Origin of the sequence: Oscillatoria sp. CS-180 (genome assembly GCF_028330965.1) — a bacterium.
In the GTDB taxonomy this organism is placed as follows: domain Bacteria; phylum Cyanobacteriota; class Cyanobacteriia; order Phormidesmidales; family Phormidesmidaceae; genus Halomicronema.
Genome location: NZ_JAQMUB010000061.1, coordinates 1 through 11,351 on the forward strand (window position 1 = coordinate 1; position 11,351 = coordinate 11,351).

Genomic DNA, 11,351 nt, shown 5'->3' on the forward strand with positions numbered 1-11,351 from the left:
AAACGGTGCGTCGTTATATTCGAGAACAGGAAGGGAATGAGCAAAGTGGGCGGTTCTAAACAGATAACTAAGGTGTAGGACGACCGCCTTTGAGGCGGCCCCACTCATCAAGCCACCCGCTTTGCGGGTGGTGTCTGACTTGGCCTTCAGCGGCAGTGACTCTTGCTTCCACCACAGCACAGTCTTCGACCGTGAAGTAGACCATTGTGCCACCGGCTCCGGGCCGTGCATGTGCCGATTTTACTAAGGCACCGGATGCACCATAGGCCTTCATATTTGAAGGAAACCCCTTCATCTGCGTATCGCTAGTCGGATCGACTATAGTCTCCAACTCCTGCTGGAATACGGCTTCATAAAACGCAACAGCTCGATTCATGTCATCCACGTAGATATCAAACCATCCGATTGCGTTGGGCTTTTCCATATCGCTCTCCTAAGTTGGTAAAGCCACTGTAGCCAGCGAATTGCCTCCAGTATTGTAGAAATCAGACGTCAAACTTGGCAGCGTATTTTGAAGGGGTGTAACCTGTCACCCTACGAAATGAATGAATATAGTGTGATTGGTCTGAGAACATGTCGAGGTAGTGTTTTTTGAACGACTGTTGTACCCGTAAAACCTTAAGCAAATCGTGCGGCGAGAAGCCGGTCATTTGTTTTATTGTTCTTTGTAGCTGGCGCGGAGACAGTTTTACCAGCTTGGCCATATCGGCCACAGAGTGAAGTTCGTCAAGCTGTGTAAGAATTTTTTCCGTTACAACATTGGTTGTCACCAAGCCCTCCTCTACAAACCACTCTACTAAATCTGTCAGTGCTTGCAGTTTAGTGTCAAAGTCCACTTTCGCGATTTTTTTGCTGGTTTGAATCAGTGGTAAATTCCCAGAATAGGGGGTGCCAACATAGCAATCGACTATCTCTTCCTTGTTTCCCTGCCAGACGCCAGGATAAAACTGAATCCCGACATAGTGAAATGACTTACCAAGATTCAGCACTTCGGCTTCGGTGCGAAGAGCCGTTATCCCAGCAATGTCTGTTTCTATTTGATTCAACAAGATATTTACGCAGGCGTCGGGCAGTGCGTGGTACTCAAAATCTACTGATAGCTCGGCAACTGTTTTGAGTTCCCAAAAGCAATGTACCAGGCCAGAGAGGCTGCTGGGAGGTTGTGCTTCCGAATACTCTACGGCTTGAACTGACTTGTCTATGCCGTCTTTCATGGGATAGTACACTGCCCTATACCTCGTGAGTTCTGACTTTATTAGCCCATGTGATGCTGCTGGGGACTGCACTGGTCGGCAGCCCGCGTCGTCATCAAGATGAACAGCTATAGTGCGACACGCCGCCCACGTCAGAAAACGCGCTGGGTCTGAGACGATAGTATTTATCTTCTACGGCTTGTGATTGCTCATCATAGGGCTGGCTAAAGACTGCTTGCAGCTCTTTAACTAACCTGTAGTCACCCTGCATGGCTTGTTGATAAGCTGGGACAATCAACCACTCTCGCCAGGTGTATTTGGGGTTAGTCTGTTTCATCTTGGTTGAGATCTCAGCCAGTGATATTTCAACTGGGCCGTCGTTAATGAGGCCGCGCCAGCTGTTTAGCCAAGCTTGCCATTGGTCCTCAAAGTGTTGTGACGTTTTACCATAGAAGCTCTTTTTCAAAGCTGAGACATCGTCGGGTATGTGGGATAACTCGCGGAAGAAAATGGTGTAATCCACATCTGAGTGGGTCATTAACTGCATTAACTGCTTAAACAGCTCTGGGTTAAATTCAGTCAAGCCCAGTTTGTCCGCCCACATGTTTTGGATTTGTTTTTGCATGGCTTCTGCAAAGCCACGGCCTACCTGATCGAACTGCTCTAACGCTTCGGCATCGTCTGCCAGTAGCGGCCTCACCGCTTTCCAAAACATGTAATAATTCGCTTCTGCTGCCTTTGGCTGGTTGATGAAGGCAAAGTGTGTGCCGCCACCAGTCCAAGGTTGAAACCAAGGGTCAAAAATTTCACAAAACCCAAAGGGTCCATAGTCTAGGGTAAAACCACCTGCGGCACAGTTGTCACTGTTAAAATTACCCTGGCAGTAACCAACCCGTAGCCAATTGGCCACCAGTGACGTCAGCCGCTGGCGAAAGTGCTTAGCCAACTCAACCAATTGATCGGTAAAACCAAGGTTTGGATCAATGTCGCTTCGGTATTCTCGCTCAATTAAATGCGACACGATCATGCTCAACTCTTCTGATGCTTTTGGATGAGCATTGCTGCGATCCTCCGTTGGAGGGGCTGCGCCAACGCGGCGGGCAAATAACTCTAGCTGACCCACGCGCAGAAATGAGGGTGCCACGCGAGTTGAAATAGCTACAGGATCGTCCACCAAAACATCAGGTTCAAGAGAGCAAGAGTCTTGAGAATACCAAGGTCGGGTAACGGTCTCAGATTTAGACACATACAGAGTCAAAGAGCGCGATGTGGGAACCCCTAACGCATTCATATAGTCTTGCGCTAGAAACTCACGCACACTAGAACGGAGTACTGCCCGACCGTCGGCACCACGACAGTATGGCGTTGGGCCACCCCCTTTCAGTTGCATTTCCCAGCGCTGGCCATTGATGATTCCTTCAAATACAGATATCGCTCGACCATCGCCATACCCATTACCCGTACCGAATGGACAATTTTGGATATATTCGGTGCCATAAATCGACAGGGCATAACCTGTCGCCCAGCCCACCTGACGCATCGGCTCAGGGGCAGCAGAGAGATCGCCCGAAAAGACCTGGCGAAATTTTTCATCCAGCGCCAGCTCATCGCTCAACCCCAGTTCCTTAAAAAAGGTGCTGCTATGGGCTACATATTCGGGTTTGGCAAGCGGCGTGGGTGTCACAGGTACAAAATGACCCGAAAAAACCTGGCGGGCACGATGATCATTACCCTCTTCGGTGGCATCAGGATCGGCATTTAAGGTGTCCATCAGAGAATAATCCGCCAATTTCACAAACTCATCGAATGTGGTGATGCAGGGCTCAGCCGATGGGTTAGATGGATATGACATGGTTGCTAACACCCGTATGTCGGGAAAGATTTATGGTTAATTGAGGACTTCGCAGAGGCTAGCCTATTAAAGGTGGGGCTCTTCCGACTAATCGACTTGCTAGTAGGCTGCGAAAAGGCCTGCTGATACGGTGGCTAGCGCCCGTATGAGGAGCATATGGGATTTGAACGTATGAAACATTCATTGTCTGTCCTCAGCGCCTAACCTATGCACCAGCCTAATGGCCCTGTTGCTTTCAATTTATCCGAACTGTCATCAGCTGTTATTTTAAATGCTCAACCTGATGTATGAGCAAAAGCTAAAACCGCAAGCCGATTAGACGGACAGTGATGACGCTAACTAGCGTTGTATAGGCAAGTTGATTAACTGTCAGGTGGCTGCTTTTTTAACCATTTTAAGGCTTCTCGTTTACTAAGAGAGGTTAGTTCTACCATGGACACAAACGTTGTGACCGCATCAGGATCAGTCTTGGAATATTCTCGTAAGGCCCAACCGATCGCCTTCTGAATAAAAAATTCGGAAGATTTTCGATTTTCCGTCGCGATCGCAAATAATAGCTCGACATCCGTCTCAGTTTTATAGCCTAGCTGGAACAAAATGGCCGTCCGGCGAAGCCAAATGTTATCTGATTGTCGCCACGGAGTTAGAGTGCGATCGCGGATTTTTGGATACTTACGCAACAGCTTGCCCACATTGTGACTCGCAATGGAGTCCACCGTATCCCACCAAGACTTAGTTGTGATTAGAAATTCCAGCAAGGGCAAAAAGTCTGGGGTCAGGTGCTTCTGAGACTTATCTAATAGCGTCAGAGCTAAATACTGATATTCTCGCTCCGGCCAATTCCACAGAGTTCGCACCACTACGTTGAGCTGGTCGACCCCTGGCAATCCCTGTTCAACTTTGAGCTGCTTAAACAATACCTGTGCTTGCGGACGCTTGATACCCAAAAACTCAAACTGATCCCGCATGTACCGCTTCATCGGGACGGCCTGCTCTGGACTGGTATGCTGGCGATAGAGTTGCTGAATAGCGTCAAGATAAGCATTCACCATTAGTTCTCGAAGAGTAGGGACATCTAAAGCGTTACTCTGATCGCACTGATTTACTGCCGGTGCCAGCGGACTTCTCCAGCCGGTCAATCAACTACCGCGATCCCCATTGTTGCTAGGCGATCGCAATATTATAGGCAGTGGCAAAGTCGCGCGATCGCCTCGACTCTCAGGCTGATCGCGAATTTGTTTCCATCAGGGCCATATTCTCAATCAAACCCCTGAAATGACAGACTGCTAAACCATTGCAACGAGAGACGAGAGCCGCATCAGTTCTCACCTCCCCTGCTGCAAGACAGGGACTTCTCGCAAACTTAAAACAAGTTAGAAACCGCAAAGCTTTTATTCCAAACTCTCAGAGAAATAACGTTCCTGGTCAGCGGTTGCCAAGGCGTTTGAATAACACAAACGGCCTTAGACAATCCGCTGCACCGGGATTGTCATTAGATTACATACGCCGTTTAGCTCTTTTCAGAAGTACGGCGGCTTTGCCGCAACCCTTCCCAATAAAGTAGCCCAATTGAGAGTATTAGTAACCCACCTCCCACAAAGCCGCCAGTGTCTAATCGTTCGCCGAGAACCCACCATGCTAATAGGGTCGAAGTCAGCGGTTCGACCAGGGTGACGATGCTGGCAACAGTAGCAGATGTATGCCGTATGCCGCTGAAATACAGTAGATAAGCCAAAGCGGTGGTCACAATCCCCAGGTACAGTAGCGACATCCAACCCTCAAGAGGATATTGAAAGACCAAGCCAGTCATCAGTGTGGCTGGAAAGAGAAAAATGGTTCCTGCCAGAAAGCTAACCGTTAAGGATTGAAGGGGATGATATCGCCTAGCCAGTGAGCGGCTGCAAAGCGTGACAGATGCATATCCAGCAGCAGAACTCAGAGCCAAACAAATTCCCCAAGCAGTCTTTGATTGAACGGTTATTTCTCCAGAATCAACATTAATCAACAGGATTGTTCCGCTGATCGCACATAACCCTGCAAGCAAAATCCCGAGCGACAATCTCTCTCGCAAGAGAATCAAGGCAAGCATAGCCACCCAAACAGGAGCTGTGCATAGCGTAATCAGTGTGGCCGCAGCTACACCGATATTTCCAATGGCGGCAAAATAGCAAACCTGATAAAACGCCGTCATCGCCCCGGTTAAAAGCATTAACATTAAATCGCGCCTAGCGATCCGAAATGTTTGCCATCCCAAGTGATTTGTGCAAACCAAAAGCAGCACAGGCGACGCGATCGCCAATCTAAACAACCCAACAGAAAGCGGATTAGCTTCAGACAGGGAATAGAGTCCTTGAACAAATACACCGACTGTTCCCCACAAGATTGCTGACATCAGAATCATCAGCAACCCAGAACGAGCGCCCATAGGGGCGTTTGTACGAGATTCCATTAAAAAACCTACCCTAGTTTCAAAACGTCAATTAGCGGTTTTGGTTAGGGCAGGATGAACTCACTAAAAAGTGAGTCCAAGGCTTGACAGACTGCAACAAGCGAATTGGACTTTGCTAGTTTTTAACTTCCTACCCCATCAGATACGGGTAGGCGGCGGTGAGACAGCGCAAAATGCTTTAGACAAAATCATGCCGTTACAAGTTAATTTCACTTCTTGCCTAATCACATTACTACAGCTTTTACCAGCAGGTAATGTCAATTCGGAGCAACTTGTCACACAAGCCTAACGCTGAAGGATGTTTGGGCTGCATAACTTTGCTGGCCAGCGGTTGTCGACTTTATGAATCCACTAGTAGCTTTGGTCAATCCGCCGCACCAGGGTTGTTAGCTCTTAGCAAACGCCTTACCTCTTAATACGTTCAAGCTCTTCACGAACAACTTTTCGTAGGGTTTCCTCAAGAGGTTCGCGACTTGCCTGAATATACTGACGCAGGGCTTCATTGATCAAGGTTTGGTAGTTTCCGCCGCCAGCAATATGAACTCGCTCACGAAACCACGCCAGAACCTCATCATCTAGCCGAATAGTGATGCGGGTTTTACCTGATGGCGTTGGGTCGATTGCTCCTCGCTTACCTTGGCTGAAATCATATTCTGTCTCCATGACTATCCCTCCTCGTACTGTCGTCGTTCTTTTTGAGTTGCTTTGCGAGCAGAGATGACTCGAATCTCATCGCCACGTAGTGTGTAGACAACCACCAAAACTCTGCCAAACGCATCAAGACCAATTGTGACAAACCGCTCTTCGTCAAACCGCTCGTCTGGAATAGTAATTGCCAGGTCATCTGAGAAAACTGATACCGCATCAGCGAAGTCAACACCATGTTTACGAAGATTTGTGGCTGCTTTATCTCTGTTCCATGGGTAGACCATTTCAATTGTAGTATGCACGCTTGTACATGCTACCAGGTGCAAACTCTAATTCTGGCAACTCTCCAGTGACGACAAATTGCCGCCCTACAGGCAACCTTGTGACCCACTTGGTTCAAACACTGACGGGAAAGCTTTATACACTGCCCTAACCGAAAACTTGAGGGCTAACGTTCCCAGTCACCGGACGGAGATTAGCTTCGCCGCTCAACAATAACCTGAATTCGTTCCGGTGCAGTGGGGTTGTTGTGCGCCTGTTATCGAAACAGTTAATCTGCCGTATCAGATGTCAACTCGTCTTCTGGGCCGGCATCGCGGCCCTTTGGGAAATTGGCCTTCCTGTTCACGGCTGCTTTGCGCACTGTCTCGGCAATTCGTTTACGTCGCGTTATCTCCGTCTTTGCGGTCTTAATCCACTCAAGGATTCCTCTTCTGGAAGAAGGCGGGAAACGCTCGAAGAGACGGCGTGAACCCGGATGTTTTTCGAATTCAAGGTGGAGATCTTCAGGCACTTCCAACCGTTCTACATCATCGAGGAAATCCCAAGTGCCGTTCTTCTTGGCCTGTTCGACCACGGCCAGCCCCTCGGGCTCCATCAGTCCTTCCTGAACGAGACGACTGACCCGGTCCTTGTTGACTCGGGACCAATTACTCTTGGGGCTGTGCGGTGAAATTCTGAGCATTGTCCGCAATTCGTCAAGCTTTCTAGGGAGACTATCTACCCATCCATAACACAGGCAATGATCGACGATCTCATCGTAGCTAACGTACGGGTGATCCGAGTCTTTCTTCCAGGTAACTAGCCAAACGCTGCCACTCGAAGAATGGTTCTGGGATAACCACTCGCGAAGTTCAGCAGCGGATTTAATAGCAACCTTTTCCAGTTCCTTAGCCATATGTTTGCCTCAAGGCGCCTAACGGTTGCGTTCAGCGGCAGCGTGAGGACTTAAACGATGGGCGAAAAGACTCTTAACTGCCCGCTGCAACGCCATTGTTAGCTGGCGGCAACCGCAGGGTGCTTTTGCCAACATATCCAAGCTTTACGTCTTGACTAGATCTGAAACTGAATTTTTGAGAAACTCAATAAACAGACGAACTTTGAGCGGCATATACGCACGAGAAGGATAGACCAGCCAAGCAGCAGTATTAAAGTCCGTTGCAGTTACAGCATAATTTGGAAATGCATTTACGAGAGTTCCAGCTTGTAGATCTGCTTCAACTAGCCAATTTGGCAGCAATGCTAAACCCATTCCAGCGATCGCACACTGCTGAAGCGCGATCGCACTTGAAATCACCGTCTGTCCACGAACGGGAATTTCACTCAATTCTCCACTCCGATCCTTGAAGATCCATCTTGAGCGAAACCCGGCGAGTGGAAACAGTAAACAGTGATGCTGCGCCAAATCAGTGGGTTGCTTTAGAACGGGTGATCGCTTGAGATAGCTGGGGCTGGCACAAACTGTGTAATGGGTTAGTATCAGTTGTTGAGCCATTAAAGTTGAGTCGGCAAGGAGTCCCAGTCGCACAGCGATATCCATTCTTTCGGCAAATAGATCTACCACTGCATCCGTCAGCAATAGGTCAACCGTCAGCTCCGGATAGAGCCGTTGAAATTCTGGCAAGTAAGGCACAATGCACTTGAGTCCAAATGAGGTAGAAGCCGTTACCCGAAGATTGCCCCTGGGCTGTTTAGAAACATCTGTTGCAATATCTGTTGCTTGCTGGACTTCCTCGATCAGCGGTTCAATGCGGTCAAAATAGGTCTTTCCTGATTCCGTCGGCGATAGTTGACGAGTCGTTCGTTGGAACAATCGAATGCCCAGTTCTTTCTCCAGTCCGGCGATCGCCCGTGAAACAGAGGAAGGGTCAAGGTTGCGATCACGGGCAACTGCAGCAAAACTGCCCTGCTTCATTACGTCTACGAAGAGTTTCAGTACAGATACATCCATTCTGAACTAATCAGCCAAGCGTAGGTTTCCAGTGCAAGCCTACAACAGTAAACACTGATTAATGCAGAAAATGCACGAGACTCATTCTTAAACACCTATTTATTGCGTGAGAGATGGGAGGTATCGTTTACACATGCTGACAGTTCAAGCGTGTTGGCCACACTTGTGGAAACGCATTTATGTCGAAATTAAATTGAGGAAATCATCATGGTCAAGTTCGCATTGTTGGTTCGATTTGAGGCAAAACCTGGCTTAGAAACAGACGTTGAAGCCTTCTTGAAAAATGCTTTGCCGTTGGTTCAGGCAGAACCTGCTACGGTTGCGTGGTTCGGTATTCGCCTTGGAGCAAGCACATTTGGAATCTTTGATGCATTTCCAGATGAAGCCGGGCGGCAAGCTCACCTCTCTGGCAAAGTTGCCGCTGCGTTGATGGAAAAGGCTCCTGAGCTTTTTGCGCAACCGCCCATCATCGAGCAGGTTGAGATCCTTGCAGCCAAACTTTGACAGCGAATTCAGGAGCTTGTGTGAGCTTTGATTGTTGACCAGTACGGATTACGCAAAAGTGTCACTGATCGGCTCTGACGTGAAAAGCAAATAAGCACACTCGAAGGAGATCTTGTGAAAAAAGTTGGAGTTCTGGGCGCTGGTGCTATGGGATCGCGCATAGCCCAAAACTTACTCAAAGCTGGATATCCAGTTATTGTTTACAATCGCACAGCAGATAAGGTTCAATCCCTAGTCAATCAAGGCGCTATCTACGCGGCAACGCCTAGAGAGGCAACGGAGCAAGTGGATATTGTCATGAGCATGATGAGCGATGATGATGTCTCCCGGCAGGTTTGGCTTGACCCCGCAACAGGGGCGCTACAAGGGCTCAGGAAAGATACGATCGCTCTTGAGTCCAGTACGCTAACCGTTGAGTGGACGAAAACATTAGCGACAGCAATTGAACGTCAGGGAACGGACTTTCTGGATGTGCCCATCGTTGGCTCTCGTCCGCAGGCTGAAGCAAGAAAACTCATTTATCTTGCTGGAGGTAAAGCGGAAGTTTTAGCCAATATTCAACCCGTTTTACGGTCTGCTGGGGCAGTCATTGTGCATCATATTGGGTCAGTAGGTCAGGGGATGGCGATGAAACTTGCCGTAAATGCGCTATTTGGCATCCAGGTCGCTGCACTAGCAGAATTGATCGGGATGTTGGATAAACAGGGAATTGTGCCCGAAAAGGCGATGGACTGTCTGGGAGAATTGCCTGTCACAAGCCTCGCTGCTAAAGGCGCGGGTAGTCTGATGGTGGCAAATTATCATGCACCCATGTTCCCAATTAATCTAATCGAGAAGGATTTCCGCTATGTTGTCCAAACGGCACAAGCCATAAATGCGGCAATTCCAGCCTCAACTTCTATCCATCCCATTTACCAAGATGCGATCGCTCAAGGTTATGGCGACCAAAACATCACAGGTATTGTTCAGCTTTTTATCTAGCGACTCGACCGAGTGATTCCCTAAACGTCGGCAGACCCAATCCAAAAGCAGCCGTACCCAAAAATAAAGCCAGCTAACGATGCCCATCACCCGCCGCGAATAGTCTGTCAATCCCAGCCAAATAGATTCTTGTCGGTCGGCGTGCATGGACTTTGTTAGCTGGTAATCGCTTAGCTCAAGAACACAGAAGCATGGTGCATCTCCAGAAGCATACCGGTTGAGAGGTATAGGTTACCGCCAGGAACGCACACTACAGCTTGCTAGGCTGCTGTACTATAGCGGAGGACGTTCTTGGTTAACCCATAACTGAACAGAAGATCGCTCCCATTGATGCCGCGCATATGAGGCCAGATGTTCAGGCACTGAATCGCCATGCATAATCAGCCGATTAAGCATGAGAGCCAGATCCACATCAGCAATACACCATGAGCCAAATAGATTCTCCGATTCGGATGACAGCAGCGCATTGGTTACAGCAAACAGCTTCGCCGCATCAGCCTGAGCTTGTTCAGATAGCGGCTTGCCAACATGACCGTAGAAGATCACCTCAGTCGGACGCTCTTGCCGTATTGATACCAAATCGCTACGCAGCCAAGCCTGCATTTGACGCGCGCGTGCGCGTGTGCGCGGTTCTAACGGATACAAGGGGGGACCTGACAGTATTTCATGTAGGTATTCAGTGATTGCTGATGACTCCGAAAGTGCAAAATCATTATGGATCAACGTCGGGATACGCTGTGTGAGTGATGTAGCGGCATATTCTGGCTCTTTGTTTTCGCTGTTCCCAAGATCAACCGTTTCCATTAGAAAGGGCGTTGTCTTTTCTTGTAGCACCACAAATACCGACATGGCATAAGGGCTTGTGTATTGGGTATCAACATACAAAAGCATTCAACGGACTCCACAGTAAGACAGAGAAAGCAACCAGCTAACGTTGCCCATCACCCGCTATAGATAGCTTTTGCATCATATCGAACCACTTTCGGCGGTCGGTGTGCATTGGCGTTGTTGTGCGGCATGGCTAGTCCTTCAAGTTTTATATGACTAATCGACGATCTCCATACCATTGACTCAAATCCTGCTCAATTTCTTTAAGAATTGAGATTGCATCCAGAATTGATTTTGCATCAACTGCTAGCAAAGCAAAAACTGACTCCACTTGTTGTTGATAGTCTTGTGGGCACAGTGTAAAACTGTTAGCAATTGCCACCGCGCCTTTCTCATTCAAGAAATATTCCTCATTGAGTGCAAATAGCACCTGATTCATACAAGCCACGCTGCGAAAACAGCAGCCTGCGGCATAGACAACATCACCGCGTGCAACAACCTTTGCCGCAATGGATAGTGAAAAACTAATTGAGCATCAATAAGGTAAACCACTGGTTTGACCAGTGCGACTAGCAAAGCTTTGAGCGTTCCGGCAGTAAAGTTCCTCCTACGGTGACACCACCGTGTCGAACCATAGGAGAAAACGAATGTCGAATTCGTATCAAA

At 48.5% G+C, this 11,351-nt stretch carries 13 protein-coding genes; 2 read left to right on the forward strand and 11 right to left on the reverse strand.

Features of this window, described 5'->3' with window-relative positions; genetic code table 11:
* Positions 1 to 67: 67 nt before the first annotated feature.
* The 9 genes from PN498_RS14415 to PN498_RS14455 all read right to left on the reverse strand — a co-directional run bounded on the left by PN498_RS14415 (position 68) and on the right by PN498_RS14455 (position 8,372).
* The gene (locus tag PN498_RS14415) at positions 68 to 424 is read right to left on the reverse strand and encodes a VOC family protein (RefSeq protein ID WP_272063513.1); all 357 of its coding nucleotides are present in this window, start codon (positions 422 to 424) and stop codon (positions 68 to 70) included.
* A gap of 61 nt (positions 425 to 485) precedes the next feature.
* On the reverse strand, positions 486 to 1,226 hold the full coding sequence (locus PN498_RS14420) for a helix-turn-helix domain-containing protein (RefSeq protein ID WP_272063514.1): 741 nt from the start codon (positions 1,224 to 1,226) through the stop codon (positions 486 to 488).
* Between the two features lie 82 nt (positions 1,227 to 1,308).
* Positions 1,309 to 3,045, reverse strand: a complete 1,737-nt coding sequence (locus PN498_RS14425) for a protein adenylyltransferase SelO (RefSeq protein ID WP_272063515.1) — start codon at positions 3,043 to 3,045, stop codon at positions 1,309 to 1,311.
* Positions 3,046 to 3,407: 362 nt separating this feature from the next.
* A complete protein-coding gene (locus PN498_RS14430; RefSeq protein WP_272063516.1) occupies positions 3,408 to 4,184 on the reverse strand; it encodes a DNA alkylation repair protein in 777 nt (258 codons plus the stop codon).
* A 371-nt stretch (positions 4,185 to 4,555) separates the two neighbouring features.
* Positions 4,556 to 5,494 carry a DMT family transporter gene (locus PN498_RS14435; RefSeq protein WP_272063517.1) on the reverse strand — a complete coding sequence of 313 codons (939 nt, stop codon included), beginning with the start codon at positions 5,492 to 5,494 and terminating at the stop codon, positions 4,556 to 4,558.
* Between the two features lie 405 nt (positions 5,495 to 5,899).
* Positions 5,900 to 6,157 (reverse strand): BrnA antitoxin family protein, encoded by a 258-nt coding sequence (locus PN498_RS14440; protein WP_272063518.1) that lies wholly within the window; start codon positions 6,155 to 6,157, stop codon positions 5,900 to 5,902.
* A gap of 2 nt (positions 6,158 to 6,159) precedes the next feature.
* Positions 6,160 to 6,426 carry a BrnT family toxin gene (locus PN498_RS14445; protein WP_272063519.1) on the reverse strand — a complete coding sequence of 89 codons (267 nt, stop codon included), beginning with the start codon at positions 6,424 to 6,426 and terminating at the stop codon, positions 6,160 to 6,162.
* Positions 6,427 to 6,692: 266 nt separating this feature from the next.
* On the reverse strand, positions 6,693 to 7,319 hold the full coding sequence (locus PN498_RS14450) for a YdeI/OmpD-associated family protein (protein ID WP_272063520.1): 627 nt from the start codon (positions 7,317 to 7,319) through the stop codon (positions 6,693 to 6,695).
* Between the two features lie 144 nt (positions 7,320 to 7,463).
* On the reverse strand, positions 7,464 to 8,372 hold the full coding sequence (locus PN498_RS14455) for a LysR family transcriptional regulator (protein ID WP_272063521.1): 909 nt from the start codon (positions 8,370 to 8,372) through the stop codon (positions 7,464 to 7,466).
* Positions 8,373 to 8,579: 207 nt separating this feature from the next.
* Here PN498_RS14455 and PN498_RS14460 point away from each other — a divergent pair, with 207 nt between their 5' ends.
* Together PN498_RS14460 and PN498_RS14465 are read left to right on the forward strand one after the other, a co-directional pair.
* On the forward strand, positions 8,580 to 8,876 hold the full coding sequence (locus tag PN498_RS14460; RefSeq protein ID WP_272063522.1) for a putative quinol monooxygenase: 297 nt from the start codon (positions 8,580 to 8,582) through the stop codon (positions 8,874 to 8,876).
* A gap of 114 nt (positions 8,877 to 8,990) precedes the next feature.
* Entirely contained in the window at positions 8,991 to 9,857 is an 867-nt protein-coding gene (locus PN498_RS14465; RefSeq protein WP_272063523.1) for an NAD(P)-dependent oxidoreductase, read from the forward strand.
* 273 nt (positions 9,858 to 10,130) lie between these two features.
* Here the strand turns inward: PN498_RS14465 and yfcF are convergent, their stop codons facing one another.
* Both yfcF and PN498_RS14475 read right to left on the reverse strand, forming a co-directional pair.
* The gene (gene yfcF, locus PN498_RS14470) at positions 10,131 to 10,748 is read right to left on the reverse strand and encodes a glutathione transferase (RefSeq protein WP_272063524.1); all 618 of its coding nucleotides are present in this window, start codon (positions 10,746 to 10,748) and stop codon (positions 10,131 to 10,133) included.
* 145 nt (positions 10,749 to 10,893) lie between these two features.
* Positions 10,894 to 11,124: a hypothetical protein gene (locus PN498_RS14475; RefSeq protein WP_272063525.1), complete on the reverse strand. Its 231-nt coding sequence runs from the start codon at positions 11,122 to 11,124 to the stop codon at positions 10,894 to 10,896.
* Between the last annotated feature and the right edge of the window lie 227 nt (positions 11,125 to 11,351).